The organism is Oscillibacter sp. 1-3 (assembly GCF_000403435.2).
GTDB lineage: Bacteria > Bacillota > Clostridia > Oscillospirales > Oscillospiraceae > Oscillibacter.
In genome coordinates this window covers 380,378-404,330 of record NZ_KE159709.1, presented here as the reverse complement: position 1 = coordinate 404,330, position 23,953 = coordinate 380,378, and the positions used below count along the sequence as shown (strand labels likewise).

Genomic DNA, 23,953 nt, shown 5'->3' with positions numbered 1-23,953 from the left:
TTGTGTGTCGCAGAAAGGAGGTCAAAAAAGATATGGTACAGACAAACACTACTGCCGCAAGGCGTCCGAGAATTACCGTCATTGACCCCAGGAAGCCCGAGGCGGCGAAGCTCCGGGTTGCGGCATACGCCAGGGTCAGCAGCGACTCGGCTGACCAGCTCAACTCCTACATGGCCCAGGTGGACTTCTACACCAAGTTCATCTCCTCCAGGGAGGACTGGGAGCTGGTAGACGTCTACGCCGACGAGGGGCTGTCCGGACTGGAGGCCCGGAAGCGTGAGGAGTTCAACCGCATGATCGCGGACTGCCGTGACGGGAAGATCGACCGGGTGCTGGTCAAGTCCACCTCCCGCTTCGCCCGGAACACCACGGACTACATCCGGTATGTGCGGGAACTGCTCCGGCTGGGCATCTCCATCTGCTTCGAGAAAGAGAACATCGACACCGGGAAGATGACCACCGAGCAGATCGCCCAGATCTACGGCGCTTTCTCCCAGATGGAGTCCACCAACCACTCCAACAATATGAGGGTCAGCGTTCGGATGCGGATGGAGAAAGGGATCTTCGTCCCTCCCTCCACTCCCTACGGCTACCGGCTGGCGGGACGGGAGCTGGAGATCGTCCCCGAGGAGGCGGAGATCGTCCGGTATATCTACAACGCCTACCTCAAGGGCCAGGGGACGGCGGATATCGCCCATGAGCTGAATGAGCTGGGGGCTGTCCGGGGCCATGGCCGGGAGGGATGGCATCCAAACACGGTGCAGTACATCCTGACCAACGTCTCCTACACCGGCGATATGCTCTGGCAAAAGAGCTTCGCCACCGATACCATCCCCTTCCGGCAGGTGCCGAACCGGGGACAGAAGCCCCGGTACTTCGTGGAGAACTGCCACCCGCCCATTGTGTCCAAGGAGGACTTCCAGAGGGTGCAGGACCTGATGGCCCTTCGCCGGACGCAGTTCGCCGGTAACGCCTCCAAGCCGGAGGCGTCGGTCTACAGCAAACGGATTGTCTGTGGAGACTGCGGCTCCGTCTGCCGCAGGAAGGTCACCAACGGCAAGACCTACTGGGTGTGCAACCGCCATGACGACGCCAAGTCCCGCTGCCCCGTCCCCCAGGTGCCGGAGGCGGAGATCACAGCGGCTCTGCTTCGGCTTTACCACAAGCTGAAAGCGGATGGCGGCACGATCCTGCGCACCGTGCTGGAGCAGCTCCGGGAACTGCGGGAGCGGGAACTGCGCACAAACTGCAAAATCAGCGACATCGACAAAGAAATCGCCCGTCTGTCTGAGCAGAATCTCGTACTGGTTCGACTGAAGTCGAAAGGGTACGTTGATCCTGCTCTTTATTTATCCCAGCAGGGTGAGATCGAACAGAAGCTGAGGACGCTGAGACGGCTGCGCCGGCGCATCATGGACTCCACCGGCGAGGACACCCAGATCCAGGACACCGAGATCATGCTGGACTGCCTGGAGGACGGCCCCCAGTGGCTGGGGGAACCCAGCCAGGAGCTGTTCGAGTCACTGGTCAGGCGGATCGTGATCGTCTCGGCGGACACCCTGAAATTCACCCTGCTCAACGGCCTGGAGCTGACAGAGCGGATTGGAAAGGCGGTACGGTAATGGCATGGCAGAGAAAGACCCCCTTCGGCTACATGGTGCGGGGCGGCGAAACCGTCCCCTGCCCCACGGAGGCTGACGCAGTTCAGAACATCTTCACCCGTTACCTGGCGGGGGCCTCCTTCGGCAGGATCGCGGAGGAGATGAGCAGAGGGAACATCCCCTACCACCAGCATACCAGCCAGTGGAATAAGCACATGGTCAAGCGGATTCTGGAGAATGGGAAGTATCTGGGGACAGACGTCTATCCCCGGCTCATCAGCGATGAGGAGTTCCTCGCGGCGCAAATCCAGAGGGAGGACAAAACTGACTACGCTCCCTGCCCCGCTGCGCTGAATCCTGTTCGGGAGAAAGCCGTGTGCGCGGTATGCGGAAGCAGAATCGCGCGGGACACCAAGTCCCATGGACGGCCCCGCTGGGTCTGCCCGGACTGTGGTGCCATCGTCCACATCAGCGATGAGGAGGTGCAGAAACGGATATCCCATCGGCTCCGCCATCTGGCGGACACCCCCGACCTGCTGACCCAGCCTCCCATACCGGAGGCTGTCCCCTCCACGGACGCCCTGCGCATCCAGAATGAACTGAACCTGTGCTTCAACCGCCCGGACATCAACCCCGACTACACGAAGACGCTGATCTTCGCCGCCGCCGCGGAGCGGTACGCCGTCCTGCCGGATCTCACGCCAGTCCATGACATGGAGGCACTTCGGGAGCGCCTGGAAACCGGTCCCGTCAGTGACAGCAACCTGCGGGAACTGCTGGCAAAGGCGGTAAAGGCCATCCGCATCGGCGGACAGGATTACATAGAACTGGAACTGACCAACGGAACGATGATAGGAAAGGAGCAAACCACATGACTACACAACAGACTCCCCAGAAGCGGCGGATCACCGTCATTCCTCCCAATCCCCAGCTTACAGAGCGGGACATTCACAAGAAGCACCTCCGGGTAGCTCCCTACTGCCGGGTATCCACGGACAGCGAGGAGCAGCTCAACAGCTACAACGCCCAGATCGCCTACTACACCGAGAAGATCGCCGCCACACCGGAGTGGACTATGGTCCGCCTGTACGCGGACGAGGGCATCACAGGCACGTCCATGAAGCGGCGCAAGGAGTTTTTGAAGATGCTCCGGGACTGCGACCAGGGTAAAATTGACCTCATCATTACCAAATCGGTGTCCCGCTTCGGACGCAACACCCTGGACGGTCTGGACACCGTCCGGAAGCTGAAGCGGAAGGGAATCGGCGTCTTCTTCGAGAAAGAAAATGTCAACACCCTCTACATGGACAACGAGATGATCCTCACCTTCATGATGAGCCAGGCCCAGGCGGAGAGCGAGTCCCTCAGCGGAAACGTGAAGTGGGGCCACCGGAGGAACTTCAAGGACGGCAAGGTTTACTACCACTACGCCAGCTTCCTCGGCTACCGCAAGGGGCCGGACGGCCTGCCGGAGATCGACCCCGATGAGGCGGCCATCGTTCGCAGGATCTTCGCCCGATACCTGCTGGGCCAGAGCGTCCACCAGATCTGCCGCGACCTGATGTCGGACGGCGTCAAGACCGCCCAGGGCAGTGATTCCTGGCATGACAGCGTGGTGAGGAAAATGCTGCAAAACGAAAAATACATCGGGGACGCCCTGCTCCAGAAGACCTTCATGGCGGACCTCTTCACCCATGAGCAGAGGAAGAATATGGGGGAGCTGCCCCAATACTACGTCCACGAGTGCCACCCCGCCATCATCGACCGGGACACCTTCCAGCGGGTGCAGGAGGAGCTGGCCCGGCGCTCCAGCCTGCGAAAGACCTCCTCCAAGGCCAAGACGGAGCTGGGCAAATACTGCGGCAAGTATGTCCTCAGTGAGCTTCTGGTCTGCGGTGAATGCGGCAGCCCCTACCGCCGGGTGGTGTGGAGCCGGCCCGAGGGTAAGCGGATCGTCTGGCGGTGCATCAACCGCCTGGAGCATGGGAAAAAGATCTGCAAGAAGTCCCCCACCTGGAATGAGACGGACATCCAAGCCGCTGTGACCGCCGCCATGAACGAGCTGTTCCACGCCCAGACCGCAAAGGAGGCGCTGGAGGCCAGCATCACCGCCGCCCTCGCCGGGGAGGATGGGGAGCTGTCCCTGCCGACGCTGGAGGCGCAGATCCGCAGCCTCACGGAGCGTCAGCTGGAGCTGTTCCAGCTGGCCGTCAGCGCCGGCCCCGACTGCCTGGAATATGACGAGGAGATCCAGCGGGTGAATATAGCGAAGACTTCCCTGATGGCGAAGAAAGCGGAACTGGAGCGTGAGGGCCGAACCGCCGCCGCGTTCGACCGGAGGATGGAGGACATCGCCAACGAGCTGGAGCAGACGGCTGGGACCATTACGGAGTTTGACGAGGTCACCGTCCGCCAGCTGGTCAGCAATATCAAGGTGGTCAGCGAGGACACCCTGCTCATCTGCTTCAAGGATGGGACGGAGATCACCCAGACGATATAGGGAGGGAGACAGCATGATCTATATCACCGGCGACACCCACGGCGGCTTCCAACGGTTTAACACCAAAATTTTTCCACAGCAGAAGCAGATGGGCCACAGCGACTATGCAGTCATCACAGGAGATTTCGGGGGCGTGTGGGACGATTCCCCCAGGGAGGCATACTGGCTCAACTGGCTGGAGGAAAAGCCGTTTACCACCCTCTTTGTGGACGGGAACCACGAAAACTTCGATAGGCTCGGTGAGCTTCCCGTCCACCAGTGGCAGGGAGGGAAAGTCCACTACGTCCGGCCCCATGTGCTCCACCTGATGCGTGGGCAGGTCTTCGAGATTGATGGCACATCCTTCTTCACCATGGGCGGCGCTGCCTCCCACGACATCCAGGACGGCATCCTTGATCCGGCGTCCCCCGATTTTGAGCGGGAATACTGGTTCAAGCGCCGGACACGGCAGATGTTCCGGGTGAAGGGAGTCTCCTGGTGGCCCGAGGAGCTGCCCTCAGTGGAGGAATATGAGGAGGCCGTCAGGAACCTGGAAAGGGTCACCTGGAGGGTGAACTGCGTCCTGACCCACTGCGCCCCCACCAGCATCCAGCAGAAGCTGGATCGAAACTACACCCCGGACCGGCTGACGGACTTCCTCCAGATGGTCAAGCGGCGGTGCCAATTCGATTACTGGTTCCTGGGCCATTACCACCGGAACTGCGTGGTGGATGACCGCTTCATCATCCAATGGAAACAGATGGTGGAGTTGCAACGGGAATAACAGCGGCATCACCGCCCGATACCGCTAAGGAGCAAGCCCTCGGATGACCGAGGGCTTGCTCGTTGGCGATTTCAAATAACAGAGGATAAAAAACAGGCGCACCCGCGCCGGAAAGGAGAAGCTGAATGAACGTCAGAAAGCCTGTCGACTACAGCGCCATGTTCGCGGCGCTGGACACCCTGATGGCGGCAAACCTGCCACAGATGGAACTGTACTGTGAGATTGGCCGGCTGGTCAGCGGCAGGCCGGAGAAAGGCGCCGCTGTCGCCGCTGCGGAGTATCTGTGCAGCGCATACCCTGACGCCTCCGGCTTCTCCCCCCGGAACCTGCGTCGGATGCGGGAGTTCTACCGCGCCTATGAGAGCGCACCGGAAGTGCTGGGTGAGGCCATGACCATCGGCTGGACACAGAATGTGGTCATCCTGGAGGCGGAATTGTCCATCCAAGAGCGGGCGTGGTATATCCGGGCCGCTGGACAGTTTGGCTGGTCGAAGCTGGAACTCCAGCAGAGAATCGTGGATCATGCTCATCTGGAAATCGTCCTCGACTTTGCGGATGAAGTGTGCTATACTGAAGAAAACACCGCCAGCATGGAGTGTATAGCCAATGACAAAGATCCTGTTTGTGTGCCATGGAAACATCTGCCGCAGCCCAATGGCCGAGTTCGTGATGAAAGACCTGGTAAAGAAAGCGGGGCTGGAGTCGGAATTCCTCATCGAGTCCGCAGCCACCAGCACCGAGGAGATCGGCAACCCAGTCTACCCTCCGGCCCGCCGCAAGCTGGCCGAGCATGGTATCGACTGCGCTGGCAAAACAGCCCGCCAGTTGAGGAACGAGGACTACGAGCGGTACGACCTCCTGATTGGAATGGATCGGGCCAATCTGCGAAATATGCACCGCATCTGCGGTGGCGATTTCGATGGCAAGCTGCATCTGCTGATGGAGTTTACCGACTGCCCCGGCGATGTAGCCGATCCTTGGTATACGGGTGACTTCGAAACTACCTGGCAGGATGTGTCAGTTGGGTGCAGCCGGTTGCTGGGTTGGCTCATAAGCCGGGATCAGAGCGGGGAGATCGTAAAATGAGCGAGCGGATAAAAAAACAGAAAGATAACATCACAATTCGCTCCAGTGCCGCTGAATATCTTACTTTTGTAGCGTCCACAGGCGATAGCGCAGAAAGCATCGAAATGCGTTACGAGGATGAAAATATCTGGCTTACACAAAAGATGATGGCGGAGCTGTACAATGTAGATGTACGAACCATCAATTACCACATCGGCAAGGTGTTCAAGGATTCCGAGTTAGAGGAGAGGTCAACTATCCGAAAATTTCGGATAGTTCAATCTGAGGGGAGCCGTCAGATCAGCCGCGAGGTAAATCACTATAATTTGCAAATGATTATTGCCGTGGGCTTCAAAGTGAACAATGAACGTGCTGTTCAGTTTCGCAAATGGGCCAACGCCATTGTGAAGGACTACACGATTAAAGGCTGGGTCATGGACGAGGAACGGCTGAAAAATGGCGGTACCGTTCTGACAGAGAAATATTTTGAGGAACAGCTGGAAAAAATCCGGGAGATACGGCTGTCTGAGCGGAAATTCTATCAGAAAATCACAGACATCTATGCCACAGCTCTTGACTATGACAGAACGGCAAAAACGACTAAGGATTTTTTCGCAAAAGTCCAGAATAAGATGCATTTTGCTGTTCATGGACATACCGCCGCTGAAGTGATATACTATCGGGCTGATGCGGACCAGCCGCATATGGGTCTGACCTCCTGGAAAGAAGCGCCTCTTGGCAAGATTATGAAAAGCGATGTATCTATTGCCAAAAACTATCTGACAGAGGATGAATTGTATTCATTGGAACGTATCGTGTCCGCCTATCTTGATCTGGCAGAAGACCGGGCGCGGCGGCGTATTCCCATGACAATGGAGGATTGGGCAAAGCGGCTGGACATTTTCCTGATGGCCGATGACCGGGAAATCCTGACGAATGCTGGAACAATCACTGCCGAGATTGCAAAAGCTCATGCCGAAAGTGAATTTGAGAAGTATCGGATCATTCAGGACAGATTATATGAGAGCGACTACGACCGCTTTCTTGCTATGGAACAAGGTGCGGCCTCCGATGAGGATGGGCAATCCGGTCAAGGGATGACATTGCTTTGAAATATGAAAAATCGATTTTGTCGCCTTAGTCCAAAACCACGGAAATTCGTTGAATTTCCGTGGTTTTGGTCTTGTTTTCTATGCTTTTAGGGGCGGTTTGATTTTACGGTGCCCATCTGACCCAAGCCGTGACCCATACGGGAATTCGGAGCGGTTAGGGCTGGAGAGTACCGGAGAGGAAATTCCCCACTGCGTTCGCCGCCCGCTTCTGCATGGAGGTGGTGACGTGGGCGTAGGTGTCCAGGGTGAAGCCCGCCGAGTAGTGGCCCAGCATGGCGGAGAGGGTTTTGACATCTACTCCGTTTTGCAGGGCCAGCACCGAAAATGTGTGACGAAGGTCGTGGAAGCGTATCCGCTCCAGTCCTGCCCGTTTCAGAACCCTTTGGAGCATGTGCAGAACGCTGTCCGGGGACATCGGGCCTCCGTATGGAGAGGGGAATACGTACTCGTCTTTCTGCTCCATGCCCTTGAGGACTTTGATGGCGTCCGCTCCTATCGCTATGCTACGGTAGGAGTTTTTTGTCTTCAAGGGCGCTTCTATCACTTTTCCGTTTTGACGGAGGATCTGCCGCCGGACATGGATGATGCCCTTGTCCAGATCAATGTCGCTCCATTTCAACCCCAGCAGTTCTCCCCGCCTGAGGCCAGTTGCGAGGTCGATGTAGTACAGCTCAAATACACCGCTGCGCCGTGCCTCCTCGAAGAAGGCGCCCAGACTCTCCAGCGGCAGGATTTTCATTTCCTTCCTCTCCAGCTTTGGCAGGACACAGCCTTTCGTAGGATTAGCGGGGATCAGGTATTGTTCTACGGCGCAGTTCAGGGCGGAGGAGATCATCTGGTTGATGTTGCGTACCGTCTTGACGCTGAGGCCCTTGGGCTTGCTGCGGGACTCCGTGCATTCCACCCTGCCGTTCTCCAGCAGGTGTTTGTATAACCTCTGGAGGTTCATCGCCGTCAGCTTTTCCAGAGGAATATCCCCGAGGGCAGGCTTGATGTGGTTTTCAATAAAACCCTGGTAGGTCTTGTGGGACGAGGGGCGAACTTGCAGCTTGGCATAGTTCTCCATCCAGGTGTCCAGCCACTGGCCTACAGTGTAGCGCTCTGTCCGCAGGGACTGGACGCCGCTCTTCTCAATTGCCGACTTGAGTTTTGCCTTGACTTCCGCCTGGGTCTTTCCCAAGACATTTTTGTAGATCGTCCTTCCGGTCACCGGATCACGGCCCGCAGTGTAGCGTCCCTCCCAGCGGCCATCCTTTCGCTTGCGGATACTTCCTTCTCCATTGGCACGCCTTTTCGACATAACGTATCGCCTCCTTTGTCAGCAACACACCATACCAGCACCTTGCAGAAATATCCAGCCGCTACATGCGGTATTATCAAAAAATTCACATTTGCTGGTTTGGAACTTCTCTTTGTTTATAGCGATGCAATTTTTGAACAGTCACATAGACATCGACGGACCTTGGTACTCCTCGTGATCATCTACCTTGTGACCCATGGCGATTTTCTTCTCACGGATTCTCCGCATGAGTTTGCTCTCTACATGACTACCCGACGGGTTGGGCGGTGGAAGCGTTTCCCAAAAAATATTGCTGACGTGACGGAGGAGCCCCAAAGTACAGAGGAGAACAGACGGATCACGCTGCCGATGGTCCAGGAGGAACTGTGCATAGCTGTTGCCTTGAGCGGCAGACTGCGTCAGCCAGTATTCCGCTGTGCCTTGATCTTGTCCTACTTCTTTCCCCTGGAGGTATAGCTTGCCGAGGACATACTGAGCGTATTGATTTCCCTGACTGGCGGAGGTGCTTAGCAGCCGAACCGCCCTTTCAATATCTTTTGGAACCCCATCGCCCAGAAGACACATCTTCCCGAGGCGGTATTGAGCGTACTGGTTTCCAAACTCACAGGCACGCTCATACCACGAGACTGCTTCACCCATTCGTCCTTGTCTCTGGAGAAACCTTCCCAGAGCGTACTGTGACTGTACGCCCCCTATCGCGGCAGAGCGTCGGAACCATTTCTCCGCCTTTTCATCATCTGGTAGCACGCCAAGGCCATCCCGGTACGCCTTGCCCAAGTGATATGCGGTCGTGGCAACGCCCTTGTCCCACAACTGCTCCAACGTTTTTACCGCTTCTCTTTTTTCCGCCCACGTGACATTGTCATCGCAGAGCAGTGCTGCCGCTTGGCGGTATTTCAGCACTTCGCCGTATTCAGCGCCTCGCGGCAGAACTTCAAAAACCGCTTCCGGCTCATCGTTTATCTCCGCATCCTCAAAGGTGAACATGCCCAATCGTAGATTCTCTGCCTCCTGGATTACCAGATTCTTGATCGCGCGGAACTCTTCCTGCTGTGAGAGCGGCAGCCGCCGGCGAGGCGTGTCCTTGTAGTAGTTCTCCAGTTCATCACGCAGACCGTTCCAGACCTCATAGCACTCCGCTACCTCCGGGAGTTTTGCTATCTCATCCACGACAGCGTCCACCTGAGCCTTGACGGACTTTTTCAAATAGCCGTAGACCTTTTTGCCCTTGGCAGCTTCCAGAGACTGCGCCAACTCCAGCATCTTCATTTCGATCACAGGGCTGTCGCAGAAGCCTGTTTGCATCTTCTCTATCAACTCTCTCATAGACCGACGAGCTGCGGCGACCAGGTTCTTGTAGGAGATGTCCTTCTCCTGATAGAGTGTGTACATCTCATCCTGGAAAATATCATTCGTGAGTCTGGAACGGATCATCTTGACACCCTCTTTGGTCAAGCGGCCCTGACTTGGATCGACAGACCAGACCATGGCGTGGACATGAGGGTGGTGGCCTTCGTCGTGGAACGCAGCGCACCAGCGGAGCTGGTCCAGCGGAATCTTCATGGCCTCCGCTAGCTCGACTTGATGAGCTTTGATCAGTTTTCTCCAACTCTCCGCACAGTCATAGCCAAGGCGGGTCGCGTCCTCCCGCCGCAGGGACCAGATAAACGTCCACACGTTTCCGCTGTGCTCTTGAACTTCCTTGAGAGCAGCGTCCAGTGACACTGGTCGATTGCTGAACAGGCCGTGTTCACCATGACGCTCCACTCGAGGCCGGGTTGCGATGTACTTCATATAGCCATCTCTGTCCGTGAGCTTGTGCGCGTTAGCGTCCAGCACCGCGGAGATTAACGAGGAGGCGCTGCCAGTGGTCGGTGCTGAACGATAGTCATTGTACTCTTCCAGCTCAGCGGTGTCTGGAAAATCCCGGAGCAGATTTTCGATGAGCTGCCGCTGACCCTTCGTCACCGGGCTACTTCCTTCCAGCTTCTCTACCCGTTCGCGTGTGGCGATGTACTTCATATACCCGGAGGCGCCGCCGGCCTTGATATAACCGCTCTTTTGAATCAGCCTGACCATTGTTCACTCCCGCCATTCTGATACCTGATCGCATCCTCAAGATCAATCACACCATTGGTTTGCCGTATCTCCCTGATGCACCGCGCTCTCAGACGTTCCACGTCATCCAGGTGGACCTCATTCACCGCCGCCGTGATATTTGCGATCATATCCTGCTCCACGGCCAGCTTGAACAGCAGCTTGCCGATTCGAGTACCCAAAGCGCCCAGCTTGCCCTCTAGCACATCCGCAAGGACGCGCGGGAGATAGCTGGCGGCATTTTGCGTATTCAGGTAGCCAGTGTAGAACCGAATCGCCTTTTCGATGTACTCATTTTTCGTGGTGCAGTTGTCCTTTGTATAGCTATCTTCCACCTGACTCCATGCGCCCGAGGTGAGCCAGACAGTGTGCCGTGTTTTTTCTCCGTTCATACCGAAATCTCCTCCTTATTTTGAATTAGCGTCATGCGGAAGCAGTCAACAGTAGGGCAGAAACGTGCTCCTGAAAATATCAGCGTCAATCGCTCTGTTCCCCCGTCAAAAAAGCGTCAGCTTTCGTCTCCGCAACTGCCCGCACTGCGGGCAGAAGTCCCGCCCTGGCGCACGGAAAGCGCCAGGGCTTTCTCCTGCTATAATTTCGACCGGTGGGTTCAGCGGAAGAATAGCCACCAGTTATACACCGGCTGATCCAACAGTTTCGGTATCCTCGCCGGGTACGGCGGTGATATACTTTCCCCGCAGACAGAGGTTCCCTTCTTTTATCCCTGCGGCGTTAGTCTGCTTGTGCAGCATGGGACCTCTATCTTATGAGGGTTCATTGTTGAGCCGGATGCGGGAGCGGCAGCTCTCCGCTCATCTCGAAGCAGGATGTGACTCATAAGAGCGCGAGGACTGTCTGCAAATTTCAGCAGGATGGTGTTTGCCATGTTTATCGTAGGAATCGACATTGCCAAGCGTAGCCACATGGTCCGTGTCATCGACTCGGAGGGGCGGACCGTGTGCAAACCCTTCTCCATCCGCAACAGCTGCTCAGGCTGCAACGCGCTGCTGGAGCGGCTGCGGAAACTCACAAACCGCAAGAGCGATTTCCTCTTCGCCATGGAATCCACGGCCCACTATTGGCTGGCCCTCTATACCCGTCTGCGGAAAGAGGGATACCAGGTGGTGGTACTCAATCCCATCCAGACGGATGCCATGCGGGAGATGCTGATGGAGGAAAATAAGACGGACGAGATCGACACCCTGGTCATCGCGGAGACCATTCGGTTTGGCCGGTACAAGACCAGCAGCGTGCCGCAGGAGAAACTGCTGGCGTTGCGGGAGCTGTGCAGAAACCGCTTTTACCTTATCGACATGGGCAGCGATCTCAAACGGAAAATCACCGCTCTTCTGGACCAGGTATTCCCCGAGTTCGAAAGCCAGTTCAGCTCGATCTTCGGGAAAACGGCCCTCGCCGTTTTACGTCAGTATCCTACACCGGAGAAGCTGTCCAGGGCGCAGACCGGGAAGTTGACTGAGGTACTCCAGACCACAAGCAACGGTCGTTTCGGGGAGTGGAAAGCCAGACAGCTCAAGGAGCTTGCCGGGGACAGCTTCGGCATTCCGGACTGCGAGGGCGCTTACTCCGCGCTGCTCCTGATGTATCTGGACCAACTCCAGTCCCTTCAAAACGCGGCGGCCGCATTGGAGAAAAGGATCGCGTCGCTCTTCTCTCAATTTGATTCTACGCTTACCTCTATCACTGGCGTCGGCCCCGTGCTGGGCGCCGTCATTCTCAGCGAGATCCGGGACATCTCCTGCTTTGCTTCAGCGGATTAGCTGGCGGCCTACGCGGGACTGAATCCGAAGGTGAAGCAGTCCGGGGATATGAAATCCAGCGCCGTGCATATGTCCAAGCGCGGCTCGCCATATCTGCGCAGGGCCATCTGGATGGCCGGCGCCATTGCGGTGCAGTTCGATCCGATGTTCAAGGCCTATTACGAAAAGAAGTCCGCAGAGGGACTGCGCTATATGAACATCATTGGCCACGTGTCCAAGAAAATGACATCTGTTATTTTTGCGGTCATGCGGGACAACAAAATTTACGAGCCTGTCCTGCCCGCTGCGTAACCGGAGAACGGCATATTTTCTGACCGCCCACTAAGGTGGGCCTGGTTTCCTGTGCTCGTTTTTCTCTCTGCCCTATTCAACTCTTTCCGAATTTTTATGTTTGACAAAGCCTTAGCCGGCTGCACTTTTTTCGACCCCCCGGTTCACCTGCCACTTTCGGCTGTGCTGAATTCGCTGGATGGCGCACACCGGCCACACGCTTTTGCCACGGCTGCGTCTGCGGTGAGCGGCGGCTTGTTACCCTCCGGACACCATCGAGGCCACACAGCGGCGCACAGGTTGTCACGCTGAGTGAGCACTGTTGCTGCGGAGTGCGAGTGACTTTGCGACTCGCTGACGCTCAGTTGCCACATCCATCCGCGCCAGTTGCTGTTCGTAGAACTGATCCAGCGCCAGCTTTCAATCTCTGATTCTGGATATGTCCGGCAATGTGGGCACGCAGTCCCTTGCCGTGACCATCCGGGTGCTGATGGACGAGCAGATCAGCGGAAGGCAAAAACGGTTCCTGATCTGGAAAGAAGTCCGGGTAGGGCTGGTCAACGGCTGTATTCTCGGTCTCCTGTCCACCATATTCGTAGGGGCCTACATGGTGATTTTCAAGGAACAGCCTCCCCTGTTTTCCTTCTCCGTGTCCCTCTGCACGGGGCTTGCGCTGCTGCTCTCCATCCTCCTCTCCAGTCTGTCAGGAACCGTCGTTCCGATAATCTTTAAGCAGCTGAAGGTCGACCCCGCCGTCGCCTCCGGGCCGCTGATTACGGCGATCAACGATCTGATTGCCGTCGTCTCCTTCTATGGTCTGGTGTGGATATTCCTAATTCGTCTGCTGCATTTTTAACAGGGTTTTATTCGACCCATATCTTGATCCAGAACAGGAAATTTTCCTGCGGGGTTAAGCGAAAGCTTGTCAGGATCAACATCAAATAGAGCGGAAAACGCCTGCCGTGATCCCTCAGACAGGCTGCGGACCGGAAGTCCGGGGCAGATCCAGCCGGACATACCGGGAAAACAGAGGCGGCAGGGCAAATGCCCTGCCGCCTCTGTTTTCCCGGGGACCTGTGGTCCATTAGAAACGATTCCTGTCCGGCCGTCTCTCAATATGCCACTTTTCCCATATACCGTCTGGTGGACAACGGATGATTCCTCAGTTTCGCCAGCTCCTCCCGGTAGACGCACATCACCTTGTAGAACATCAGCGGCGTGAAGTAATCCACCACCTTTTCGTCAATGATGTCCGCTCCCAGTTCCTTCGCATCCACGACCTCGTACTTGGCGCCATACCGCTTCAGGAAACGGATGGCTCTCTCATCCATGCACCGGGCGGGACCGTTGCTCTCCAGCACCACATAGGCCGTGTTCTTGTCCGTTACCTCGAAAGGACCGTGGAAGTACTCCGCCGAGTGAATGTAGGCCGCATGCTGCCACTGCATCTCCATCATGGAGCAGATGGCAAAGCCATAGACATTGCCGAAGGCCGGACCGCTGCCCAGAATATACATCATATTTTCCCTCTCGCAGGCCTTTCCCCAAATCTTGGCCCGCTCGGAGACCTGGTCCATGGCGTTATAAATCACTGTGTCGATTTTGGAAATCCCATCCATCACTTTGTCGAGATACGGATAATCCTCCGTAACGGCAAGGAGCTCCGCCATCAGCCGCAGGGACAGGAGGACAGGTGAATCGCCATAGTGGCTCCCCTCTTCCGTGCGGTCTCCATAGACAATATGATAGTCTCCTGCCTGGTTCACCGGCGTGCCGGCCACACCCGCGTAGGTGATGACCACCGCTCCCCGCTCCTTCGCCAGCCCGGCCGCCTCCAGGACCTCCGGTGTTTTTCCGCTGTGGGAACAGAGCAGCACCAGGGAATTCTCTCCCAGAGACGCGGGGGCGGCACAGACAAATTCCTTGCCGCTGTAAAGAAACGCGCCGCAGTGCTTGGATTCCGCGTCCATAAAATACTTGGGGGGATAGAATTCCACCAGCGACCCGCCGCAGGCCACGAAAAAAACATTCTGAATGGAATCCCTCTTCGCCAAAATATCCTTGATCATCTCTCCCGGATTCATCATATACCTCCCGAAAATCAAATCTCAATATTCGAATTGCCGATAGTAACGCCGAAAATCCAGATCGTGTCCGGTATATTTCTCCATATGCGCCGCCAGCCTGTCTACCAGGAGTGTGGACACATACAGGGGGGCCAGCAGCCAGCGGAAAGCCGCCGCCTCTTCCGCCATATACTCCAGCGGGTCAATAACCGTCAGCTTCCTGGTGTACCGCTCCAGGAAGCGGTTCGCGCGCTCATCCAGCGCGCGGCACGCTCCGGCCCCTTTGATGAGGAACACACAGGTGTCCTCCTCCACCAGTTCCAGGGTGCCGTGGAACAGCTCGGCGCTGGTGACAGACTTTGTCCGCTTCCACTGCATTTCCTCCAGAATACACATGGAGAACAGATAGGTCTCCCCCCACAGCTCTCCACCGCCCACCCAGAGCATATAGGGCTCCTGGTGGCAAGCCTTCGCGATCGTGTCGGCTCTTTCCTCAAAGGCCTCTTTCGCGGCCAGAAGTTTTTTGGGAAGCTCCTCGAGGCGCCGCGCGAAAACCGGATAATCCGGAAAGTCTCCCCGGTAGTACAGCAGACTGAAAAACAGCCAGTACAGTAAAATGTATTCATACTCCACCCCATTGGTGTGGCGCATTGGGATGTAGTAGTCCGCCTCCGCGCCCAGGGGAGAGCACGGGTCCTTGGTCAAGGCGATCACCGGAATCCCGCGCTCTTTGCAGCTCTTTGCAATGGCGACCGTCTCCTTGGTATCCCCCGATTTGGACATGGTGATGACGACCGAGTTCTTCCCCAGCATTTTATGGCCCCTCGCCAGGAGTTCCGCCGCCTGTTCCACATAAACCGGAAGGTCCGTCACCTGCTTCGCGATCTCACCCACGGCCATCATCGGGCTCAGACTGCCGCCCACCGCCGTCAGAAAAATGTTGGAGAAACCCTTTTCCCAGATCGCTTTCGCGGTCCGCTCGGCGGCCGGACGGGCCGCTGTCACCGCCTCTTCGCTGGCTGCGTATTCCGCATAGTCGAACTTTAACATCGCTGTCTCCTTCTATCGATTCATAAAGCGCCCTAAAAACTCCTTTGTCCGCTCGCTCTTGGGATGCTCGAAGATCACATCCGGAGTTCCCTCTTCCTCGATTACACCCTTATCCATAAAGACCACCCGGCTGGTGACCTCTTTGGCGAAGGCCATCTCATGGGTTACGATCACCATGGTGAGCCCCTCCCTGGCCAGCTGCTTGATGACCTCCAGCACCTCTCCCACCATCTCGGGGTCCAAGGCGCTGGTGGGCTCGTCAAACAGCAGGATGTCCGGTTTCATCGCCAGGGCCCTGGCAATGGCCACGCGCTGCCGCTGGCCGCCGGAGAGCTGATGGGGCCGCGCCTTGACATAGGCGCCCATTCCCACTTTTTTCAGGTATTTCAGCGCCAGCTCCTCGGCCTCCTGGGCGCTCTGCTTCTTCACCTTCTCCACGCCGATCATGCAGTTTTTCAGCGCGGTCATATTGGCGAACAGGTTGAAGGACTGGAACACCATGCCCACCTTTGCCCGGTAGCTGCTGACCTTTTTCGGCGTGTTCTGAAGCGGCTCACCGCGGTAATAGATCTTTCCGGCGGAGGGCTCTTCCAGCATGTTGATGCACCGGAGCAGCGTGGACTTTCCGGAGCCGGAAGCGCCGATAATGCTGATGACCTCCCCCTTGTTTACCCGAAAGTCAATATCCTTGAGCACCTCGTGACTTCCGAAGGATTTTCCCAGATGCTCCACCCGCAGGGTTTCCGTCATCTCCTGCGCAGACTCGTTTTTTTCCAGCTCTGCGGACATACTCACACCTCTCCCTCTTCCAGCAGCTCATAATTGCGCGATCCATCCATCTTGCGCTCCAGGAACTTCAGCAGTCTGGACATCACAAAAGTCAGGATCAGGTAAATCAGCGCGATGATGAAATAGGTCTCGAAGTACCGGAAATAGACGCCGCAGGCGGTACGTCCCGCGAAGTACAGCTCCGACACCGTGATGACATTCAGTACGGAGGTGTCCTTGATGGCGGAAACGAAGGCGTTGCCAATCTGGGGAATCAGGGTGCGGAACGCCTGGGGGATAATCACATACAGCATGGTTTGAAAATGCGTCATGCCGATGGCCTTGGCCCCCTCTGTCTGCCCCGGATCGATACCGGTAATAGCTCCCCGAACGGACTCCGCAAAGTAGGCGCCGGTGTTGAGGCTCAACACCAGGATACCGGCTGCCAGCGGCGGCATATCCAGATCAAATACCTGCATACTGCCGTAAAACACCACAACAGCCTGGACCATCATAGGGGTCCCCCGGAAAATCTCCACATAGATGTTGACGATGATATTCAGAAGCTTTACAACGACCTTCCGCAGCATGCTGCTGCCGGACTCCACGGGAATCCCCTGGACAATTCCCACAACAAAGCCAATCAGGCTTCCCAGTATCGTGCCGGTTATGGCAATCACCAGTGTGATCTGCGTTCCATAGAGGAACATTCCGCTGTAATTCTCCCAGATGAGACTGACCCACCCCAAAAAACTGGTCGGTAAATTCACGGACGCTTACCCCCTTCCGTCTTCCCTCAGCTGGGTTTACTCCGACACCATCGGCTGAATCTCCAGCATATGCTCCATCAACTCGGAGCGATCCTCAGGAGCCGTCTCCGCCAGGGCCGCGTTGATGGCCTCCGCCAGATCCGTCTCCCCCTTGCGGATGGCCGCCGCCGCGGAGGACTCCTGCTCGCTCACGTCAAAGCCCTTGCCCTTCTCGAACTTCACCATCGCCAGATCGGGGTTGGCCAGGATGGCGGAATAGGCCTCCGTCTCACCCAGAATGGTGCCGTCCAGCTTGCCGGAGCGGACCGCCACCAGAATTTCCGAGTTGCCGCCCAGGCCCGGCTGTTCATCCACATCCGGAATCTGGCTGATCAGGGCCATCCACATGGAGTTCAGCTGACTGGTTACCTTGCAGCCGCGGAAGTCCTCCAGGGAGGTGGCACTGGCCAGCTCGCTGTCGCCCCGGACTATCATACAGGTGTCGGAGGTCCAGTAGTAGTCGGAGAAATCGACACTCTTTTTCCGGTCCTCCGTCACACCCATACCGGCGATGATGGCGTCAATCTTGTTGGAATTCAGCGCCAGCACCAGACCGTCCCAGTCGATCTTGTAGATCTGCAGCTCCCAGCCGTTCTTTTCGCAAATGCGCTTTGCCATCTCCACGTCGTATCCATAGGCATAGTCGGAAGTCCCCTCAATGGGAACCGCCCCGTTGGAGTCGTCGCTCTGGGTCCAGTTGAAGGGGGAGTAGCTGCACTCCATACCCACGCGGAACACCTTGGTCTGGAACACCTCGGAACCGCCGGTCTCGCCGCCGCTCTCCGATGCGCCCTGCTGGTCAGAAGAAGAACCGCCGGCACTTCCGCTCTTCCCTCCGCAGCCCGTCAGCAGTCCCAGAAGCAATACGGCTGCCATCACTCCCAATACCATTCTCTTTTTCATGTCCGTTCCTCCTTACAATTTTTATAACGTTATATAACGTCATATTTTGATTCAAAAAAATTTCTCCTGTATTCTATTCCATACCCGAAAGAACCCTCTGTGCCGCAGGTGGCGGCCGCGAATTCCGACGCTCTCCGCAGGCTCTCACGAATTGCGCCGTCCGTATCCCGGCCCTGTTTCCGCTGATCCAGATAATGCACCAAAAACGAGGTAATCAGCGAATCCCCCGCCCCCATGGTATCCACGACTTCCGTGAGGGGCTCGGATTCCTGCCGGTAGAAATGTTCCCCGTCGTAGAGGATGGAGCCCTTTTCACCCCGGGAGGCCATCACCAGCTCCGGCCCCAGGCTCTTCATCCAGCGCAGGTGGTCCATCACCTCGTCCTCGCCGCCGCTCTTTGAGCAGAAGGCATAGGTGATATAGGGGGCCACCCTCCGGTAGTACTCCGGCTTGGAATCGTCGGAGAAGTCAAAGGAAATCGGCACCCCCAGGGCCTGAATCCTTGGCAGCATCGCCTCCGTAAAGCTGTAATTACCCGAGTGTACCAGGTCAAAACCGCTTATGTAGGCAAGTTCCTCCTCCCCCAATCGATAGGGGACCTTTCCCCGGATACCGCCGTGATTCGATTCCAGGAATATCCGGTCTCCCTCCCGGACAGTCACCCTCGCGAAGCCATTCTCACCCGCCAGTCTCCGGCTGCAGCGCAGATCAATCCCCAGCCTTTGAAGCACGTCCTCCACATACCGTCCCGCGGGGTCGTCGCCGAAGTAGCCCATATAGGCGGCACATTCCACCTGGTGTGCCTTGGCGAAAACCGCGAAATTCACACAGTTCCCGCCGGGGTACATCCGCTTCCTGTGCTCATAGACATCCACCACATTGTCGCCAAACCCCAGCACCTTCAGGTCCCGCGGTCTGCTTCTCGCCTCCATATTTCATCACCTCGTCTTATAATAATCTACCAGCCCGAACCGGTACCGTTCGCACACGATATACTCCACACCGACATGGACCAGCCGGTCTCTGCTGTCAAATATTTTGGCCGTCATGCAGAACAACGGCTCGCCGCATCCAAGCTCCAGTACCCGGGCCTGTTCTGCGTCTGCCTTCACCACATCCAAGTAGGAATCCCGGGAGGACTCAATCATCACATGGTACTTGTCCTCCAGCAGCTGGTACAGGGATCCATCCAGGCTCTCCTCCATCAGAAAGGTGAAATCCTCCCGCGGATAGTAATTGTTCTCCAGCATCACCGGTATCCCGTCCGCCTTCCGCAGGCGCTGGATCATAATCATCGGAAGTCTTGGCCGCAAGTGGAACTCCTCAGCCAGCCGCGGCTCCAGCTGCACGAATTCCCGCTTCAGCACGCTGGTGGAGGGTTCCATCCCGTTGTTTTGGCAGGCCTGCGTAAAACTCATCAGATGCTCAATCTTCCGTTGGATCTTTTTCGGCCGGACAAAAGTCCCCTTTCCCTGCTTCTTTACCAGGAACCCCTCCTTGCAGAGCTCCTCCACGGCCTTGCGGACAGTAATCCGGCTGACGCCGTATTTCTCGCACAGCTCCGGTTCCGTGGGCAGCTGCTCACCGCTGCTGTATTCCCGGTCAAGGATGTCTTTTTTGACCAGTTCTTTCATCTGTAAGTACAGGGGTATGGTGTTGTTCGCATCCAGCATTCCTATACTTCCTTTCCTCTAATCCGCTCTCGGGGACCGCCGAACCAATAATACAGGAAAAACATCACAGCAGTCACCGACCAGCTGACGGGATACCCCAACAGCAGTACCTTGATCTCATGAAACGCAGGTGACACCGCAAGGCTCCAAACCATCCGCACCGCGCAAATCCCCAGGCAGCATATTACCATCGGCTTTACAACATCTCCGGTACTGCGGATTGTCCCGGAGAACACCTCGATAAACACATAGATAAAATACCAGGGCATCATAAAATACAGAATCGAGAGTCCTGTCTTCTGTACGGCTGTGTCATCGGTAAATATCCGAAAAAACCATCTTCCGCCCGCCATAGAAAGTCCGCTTAAAAGCAGCGCTGCGGCCACACCGGCCGTCAGGGCCGTCTTGACACCCCGGCGCATCCGATCTGCTCTCCCAGCGCCGTAATTCTGGCCCATGAAGGTGAGAACCGCCACGCCGTACGCGTTGAAAAACATCCAGAAAAAGCCCTCCAGGCGCTCAAACGCGGAGGATGCTGCGATGGTGTCGGTTGAAAATGTATTGACCTGGGACTGCACTACCATGTTGGAAACCGAGTACATTACTGCCTGCAGGCCCGAGGGAAGTCCAATCGCGATCATACGTCCCGAATCCCCCGCCGGACACTTCCAGAGAGTGACGGACAGCCGATAGCTCTCCCGGCTGCGCACCAATACCCACAGGACTAAAACGGCGCTCAGCGTCTGCGAGATCACCGTAGCCAGCGCCGCGCCCAAAATCCCCCAGCCAAAGGCTGCCACAAACAGCAGGTCCAGCACCAAGTTCACCGCACAGCAGCCAATCAGAAAATATAGGGGACGCCTCGTATCCCCTACCGCTCGCAGAATCGCCGCCCCCGTATTGTACAGCGACATGGAGAGCAGCCCGCAGAAGTAGGTCCGCAGATAAACCCGCGCCATTCCCGCGATCTCCGGCGGCGCATTGAGCCACCGCAGAAGCACCGGCGCCGCCGCAATCCCGACAATCCCCAGAACCAGCCCCAGCACGGCTCCGATCCAGACCGCCGTCCCAACACTCTCCCGAAGCTCCTGTTCCCGCCCCGCGCCATAGTTCTGGGCAATTATCACAGCCGCTCCGGAGGAGATTCCCACCAGGAACTCCATCATCAGGTTCGTCATGGTGGAACTGGTTCCGCCCACAGCGGCCAGCGCCTCTTTTCCCAGATAGTTGCCCACGATGGCCACGTCAATGGTATTGTAACACTGTTGGAGCAAGGCCCCCAGCATGATCGGCCAAAACAGATAAAGCAGTCCGGAAAAAATGGGGCCTTCCGTCAGGGAGACCGTTCTTCTCTCTAGCATACATCCCTCCTTGTCATTCATTATATAACGTTATATAATGAATTGTCAATCTGGCAGGATTCGCAAAGAATCCTGCCAGATTTTATGCACTATAACGGATTCTGCCATCAAAGCCGCGTATCTTACCAGGCGCCGGAATAGCCCAGTGTCACCGCGCTGTTTTCCGCGCCGGCCCGCATGGCCTCCGGAATGGTCTTTCCCTCAAGAACACCGTATAGAAAGCCCGCGATAAAACTGTCGCCCGCCCCCATGGTATCCACTACTTCGCACTCCACAATCCCGCAGCGGTACAGCTGGCTGCCGTCCCATGCCAGGCTCCCCGCCTTGCCCCGCGTCACAATGACGGCTTTCGGTCCCAGTTTCCACATGGCTTCCATGAATCCCGCCAGCATTTCCTCATCGCTGGATGACTCCCCAAGCCCCAGCTGGCGGCAGCGTTCCGCGAAGTCCTCCCGCGATTCCTCGTCATAGGAAAAGAAGGCGTAAGTCACATAGGGGATCGCCCGGTCCACAATGGGACTTGCAAATTTGTTGGCGAAGTCAAACGCCACCGGCACCTTTTGGGAGATTGACGGCAAATCGCCCTCGATCATCCCCCAAATACCGGTCGCCACCAAGTCCTGGGCGCACAGGAAGGAGACATCCTCGGGGCGCAGTTTAAAGTCGGCTAGGACCCCCTCTTCGTATTCTCCAAATACCCGATCGCCTTCCACCAGCCGCACATGGCTGACGGCTGTTTTTCCCTCCAGCACCTGGACATGGGAGGTGTCCACGCCTTTTGCCGCAATGGCCTCTATCATCTGCCTGCCGCTGGGATCGCTGCCAACGGCGCCCGTATAGGAGGCCTGTCCCCCCAGACGCCGAATGTACACAGCCACATTTACCGGGTTTCCCCCCGGAAAGCTCTGGCCCAAATCGTCGTAGCAATCCATACAGTTGTCCCCGACTGCCGCCACACAAATTCTCTTTTCCACTTTGACGCCTCCTTTTTCCACTGTAAACCCATATTCAAATTCTGGCAACTCTCACGTCCCCAAGTCGAACACAATATGCTCTTTATACTCTTTTTGAATTTCTATCTTCGGAATAGTGAACATTAAAGCTGCACCGGTCTCCCCTGGTATAGGTCCGTGCATATTCAATGATTCTCCCGTTTTGGTCACAGCTCACGCTCTGAAATTTCAAAACCGGCGAGGAGGGATCTATGTCCAGGAGGCGGGCCTCTATCGGATCTAACTGAGTCACTTCCAGCGACTGGTCTACCCTTGTCACCTGAATTCCGTAGAACTCATAGATCTCATAAATCGAAAAAAGGCCCAGATCAATATCTGGCAAAGTGGGGATCACACTCTGCGGGATGTAGATCTCCTCAAGAGAATAGGCGTCGCCGTCACTGTAACACACGCGTTTAATGTAGTTGACCAGCGCCTCCGCTTCCACCCCCAGCGATTGGGCATAACACGGTCCCGCCGGCCGCAGGGCCTTTATGATTACTTTTGTGGACGGAGTCCGCCCCAGCATCTGCATGGTCTGCTTAAATCCGCCAATGGTCTCCAGATCCCGCTCGTCTTTCCCGCCGATGACAAACACGCCCTTGCCCTGAACACTCCTCAGCAGACCCTCATACTCCAGAGCCGAAATCGCCGAACGCACGGAGAGCCGATGGATGCCATAAATCTTGGACAGTGCGCTCTCCGAGGGAATACACGTCCCCGGAGGATATTCTCCACTCTCGATTTTCCCGCGGATGACCTCCCGCAGCTGCAAATAGAGCGGTGAACGGTATCCCACGCTTTTCTCTGTCATAACGCCCCCCTTTTCAAACCACTCCATGCCCTCTTTCTCTCTCAGCCGCCTCTCCCAGCTCCCTCCGCTCCAAAACACTGGTCAAAATCAGCCGGTCCGCCCGAGCGACCGTGCGGCAGTACTCCAACAGTTCTCCCTGTCCATCACGGGTCTGACTGACAATCCAAAACGCCGGGCTCCCGTCGGGTGTGTCCAGCAGATCCGCCTCCTCCGTTGTGATCTTCGTAATGGAAACTCTCTCGTCTCCAAACACCGGCTTCGCGTGGTATTCCACCGCAAATACACGGAAAAGGGAGTCCTGGCCAAAATCAAACCGGCTGATCTCCGGGAAGCGATCCCGCCTGAAAAACGACGTCTCAATCGCCACCGGGCACCCATCGATGATACGCAGACGGGACAGTCTCCAAAGCGGCGTGCCCAGCATCACCTGAAAACGCCGGGAGAAGTGCTTGTCGCACTCTATCTGCGAAAGGGAGAGAACCCTGTTCTCCAACCGAAGGCCCTGGCAGCCGCTCTCCTCCGTGAAAGACTTGAGATTTTGAAGATTTCGCCTGAATTTCGGCCTCGCAACAAAGATACCCGCCCCCTGCCTAATATCCAAAACCCCGTCCCGTTCCAGACGGGAGAGCGCCGAGCGCAGCGTACTGCGGTTAAGCGACCACATTTGACACATCTCCCGCTCCGCGGGGAGACGGTCTCCCGGCTGGAGATTCTGTGCCGCGATGTATGCGACGATGGTCTCCAGCGCCGCCTCCCGAGGCCGCACCTTATACTCCTGCGCCATAGCACAGCTCCTTTCCAGGTGTTATTCCCCCATAGTCAAGCAAGCCAAAGGTAAAATAACAAAATACCCGTCTCAAAAATACCGGCGTCTATGCCCGCCGGCTGTAAGCCGCTCCCGGCGCTCCGCCGGAGGCGGAGGACCGACCATGTCCAACGCCGCAGCCGACCATGGATATAAGTGAGTATACCATATCCGCCAAGCCGGCGCAACAAACCCGTTATATACTATTTTATTTTCGATGTGCCGT

The 23,953-nt window shown here is 56.7% G+C and carries 23 protein-coding genes and 1 pseudogene; 10 read left to right on the top strand and 14 right to left on the bottom strand.

The genetic code is table 11. From position 1 onward, the window contains the following. Nucleotides 1-32 precede the first annotated feature (32 nt). The 7 genes and pseudogenes from C816_RS14540 (at nt 33) to C816_RS14510 (ending at nt 7,041) form a co-directional block, all read left to right on the top strand. Nucleotides 33-1,622 (top strand): recombinase family protein, encoded by a 1,590-nt coding sequence (locus C816_RS14540; RefSeq protein ID WP_016323161.1) that lies wholly within the window; start codon nt 33-35, stop codon nt 1,620-1,622. Continuing rightward, a complete protein-coding gene (locus tag C816_RS14535; RefSeq protein ID WP_016323160.1) occupies nt 1,622-2,476 on the top strand; it encodes a recombinase family protein in 855 nt (284 codons plus the stop codon). The genes C816_RS14540 and C816_RS14535 overlap by 1 nt, the downstream gene beginning before the upstream one ends. Then, entirely contained in the window at nt 2,473-4,101 is a 1,629-nt protein-coding gene (locus tag C816_RS14530; protein ID WP_016323159.1) for a recombinase family protein, read from the top strand. Before C816_RS14535 ends, C816_RS14530 begins: the two co-directional genes overlap by 4 nt. A gap of 13 nt (nt 4,102-4,114) precedes the next feature. Continuing rightward, nucleotides 4,115-4,864 carry a metallophosphoesterase family protein gene (locus C816_RS14525; protein ID WP_016323158.1) on the top strand — a complete coding sequence of 250 codons (750 nt, stop codon included), beginning with the start codon at nt 4,115-4,117 and terminating at the stop codon, nt 4,862-4,864. Nucleotides 4,865-4,989: 125 nt separating this feature from the next. Beyond that, a pseudogene (locus tag C816_RS25705) lies at nt 4,990-5,376 on the top strand (DUF1016 N-terminal domain-containing protein); the annotation flags it as partial. 94 nt (nt 5,377-5,470) lie between these two features. After that, a complete protein-coding gene (locus C816_RS24310; protein WP_016323157.1) occupies nt 5,471-5,950 on the top strand; it encodes a low molecular weight protein-tyrosine-phosphatase in 480 nt (159 codons plus the stop codon). Further along, entirely contained in the window at nt 5,947-7,041 is a 1,095-nt protein-coding gene (locus C816_RS14510; RefSeq protein WP_016323156.1) for a virulence RhuM family protein, read from the top strand. The genes C816_RS24310 and C816_RS14510 overlap by 4 nt, the downstream gene beginning before the upstream one ends. A 154-nt stretch (nt 7,042-7,195) precedes the next feature. On the opposite strand, the gene C816_RS14505 is transcribed toward C816_RS14510, so the two are convergent. The 3 genes from C816_RS14505 to C816_RS14495 all read right to left on the bottom strand — a co-directional run bounded on the left by C816_RS14505 (nt 7,196) and on the right by C816_RS14495 (nt 10,830). After that, complete coding sequence (locus C816_RS14505; RefSeq protein WP_016323155.1) at nt 7,196-8,341, bottom strand: tyrosine-type recombinase/integrase; 1,146 nt, start codon at nt 8,339-8,341, stop codon at nt 7,196-7,198. A gap of 141 nt (nt 8,342-8,482) precedes the next feature. Then, the gene (mobP3, locus tag C816_RS14500; RefSeq protein ID WP_016323154.1) at nt 8,483-10,420 is read right to left on the bottom strand and encodes a MobP3 family relaxase; all 1,938 of its coding nucleotides are present in this window, start codon (nt 10,418-10,420) and stop codon (nt 8,483-8,485) included. Next, nucleotides 10,408-10,830, bottom strand: a complete 423-nt coding sequence (locus C816_RS14495; protein WP_016323153.1) for a hypothetical protein — start codon at nt 10,828-10,830, stop codon at nt 10,408-10,410. Before C816_RS14495 ends, mobP3 begins: the two co-directional genes overlap by 13 nt. 492 nt (nt 10,831-11,322) lie before the next feature. Here C816_RS14495 and C816_RS14490 point away from each other — a divergent pair, with 492 nt between their 5' ends. From C816_RS14490 to C816_RS14480, 3 genes are all read left to right on the top strand, one after another. After that, nucleotides 11,323-12,216: an IS110 family RNA-guided transposase gene (locus C816_RS14490; RefSeq protein ID WP_016323152.1), complete on the top strand. Its 894-nt coding sequence runs from the start codon at nt 11,323-11,325 to the stop codon at nt 12,214-12,216. Next, the gene (locus C816_RS14485; RefSeq protein ID WP_256378423.1) at nt 12,217-12,507 is read left to right on the top strand and encodes a transposase; all 291 of its coding nucleotides are present in this window, start codon (nt 12,217-12,219) and stop codon (nt 12,505-12,507) included. 406 nt (nt 12,508-12,913) lie between these two features. Continuing rightward, nucleotides 12,914-13,342 carry a magnesium transporter gene (locus C816_RS14480; protein ID WP_371254391.1) on the top strand — a complete coding sequence of 143 codons (429 nt, stop codon included), beginning with the start codon at nt 12,914-12,916 and terminating at the stop codon, nt 13,340-13,342. A 256-nt stretch (nt 13,343-13,598) separates the two neighbouring features. Here C816_RS14480 and C816_RS14470 read toward each other — a convergent pair whose 3' ends face one another. The 11 genes from C816_RS14470 to C816_RS14420 all read right to left on the bottom strand — a co-directional run bounded on the left by C816_RS14470 (nt 13,599) and on the right by C816_RS14420 (nt 23,706). Continuing rightward, nucleotides 13,599-14,573 (bottom strand): SIS domain-containing protein, encoded by a 975-nt coding sequence (locus C816_RS14470; protein ID WP_155979026.1) that lies wholly within the window; start codon nt 14,571-14,573, stop codon nt 13,599-13,601. 21 nt (nt 14,574-14,594) lie between these two features. Next, nucleotides 14,595-15,602, bottom strand: coding sequence for an SIS domain-containing protein (locus C816_RS14465; protein ID WP_016323147.1), 1,008 nt, complete (start codon nt 15,600-15,602; stop codon nt 14,595-14,597). A gap of 12 nt (nt 15,603-15,614) precedes the next feature. Beyond that, nucleotides 15,615-16,352 carry an amino acid ABC transporter ATP-binding protein gene (locus C816_RS14460; protein ID WP_040655828.1) on the bottom strand — a complete coding sequence of 246 codons (738 nt, stop codon included), beginning with the start codon at nt 16,350-16,352 and terminating at the stop codon, nt 15,615-15,617. A 41-nt stretch (nt 16,353-16,393) separates the two neighbouring features. After that, the gene (locus C816_RS14455) at nt 16,394-17,140 is read right to left on the bottom strand and encodes an amino acid ABC transporter permease (RefSeq protein ID WP_016323145.1); all 747 of its coding nucleotides are present in this window, start codon (nt 17,138-17,140) and stop codon (nt 16,394-16,396) included. A gap of 36 nt (nt 17,141-17,176) precedes the next feature. Beyond that, nucleotides 17,177-18,082 (bottom strand): transporter substrate-binding domain-containing protein, encoded by a 906-nt coding sequence (locus C816_RS14450; protein WP_016323144.1) that lies wholly within the window; start codon nt 18,080-18,082, stop codon nt 17,177-17,179. A gap of 29 nt (nt 18,083-18,111) precedes the next feature. Next, complete coding sequence (locus C816_RS14445) at nt 18,112-19,014, bottom strand: PfkB family carbohydrate kinase (RefSeq protein ID WP_016323143.1); 903 nt, start codon at nt 19,012-19,014, stop codon at nt 18,112-18,114. A gap of 6 nt (nt 19,015-19,020) precedes the next feature. Then, complete coding sequence (locus C816_RS14440) at nt 19,021-19,755, bottom strand: GntR family transcriptional regulator (protein WP_016323142.1); 735 nt, start codon at nt 19,753-19,755, stop codon at nt 19,021-19,023. 2 nt (nt 19,756-19,757) lie between these two features. Then, nucleotides 19,758-21,116 carry an MATE family efflux transporter gene (locus tag C816_RS14435; RefSeq protein ID WP_016323141.1) on the bottom strand — a complete coding sequence of 453 codons (1,359 nt, stop codon included), beginning with the start codon at nt 21,114-21,116 and terminating at the stop codon, nt 19,758-19,760. A 122-nt stretch (nt 21,117-21,238) separates the two neighbouring features. After that, a complete protein-coding gene (locus C816_RS14430; RefSeq protein WP_016323140.1) occupies nt 21,239-22,090 on the bottom strand; it encodes a PfkB family carbohydrate kinase in 852 nt (283 codons plus the stop codon). Nucleotides 22,091-22,172: 82 nt separating this feature from the next. Further along, entirely contained in the window at nt 22,173-22,922 is a 750-nt protein-coding gene (locus C816_RS14425; RefSeq protein WP_016323139.1) for a GntR family transcriptional regulator, read from the bottom strand. A 13-nt stretch (nt 22,923-22,935) separates the two neighbouring features. Then, nucleotides 22,936-23,706 carry a GntR family transcriptional regulator gene (locus tag C816_RS14420; RefSeq protein WP_016323138.1) on the bottom strand — a complete coding sequence of 257 codons (771 nt, stop codon included), beginning with the start codon at nt 23,704-23,706 and terminating at the stop codon, nt 22,936-22,938. Nucleotides 23,707-23,953: the final 247 nt, after the last annotated feature.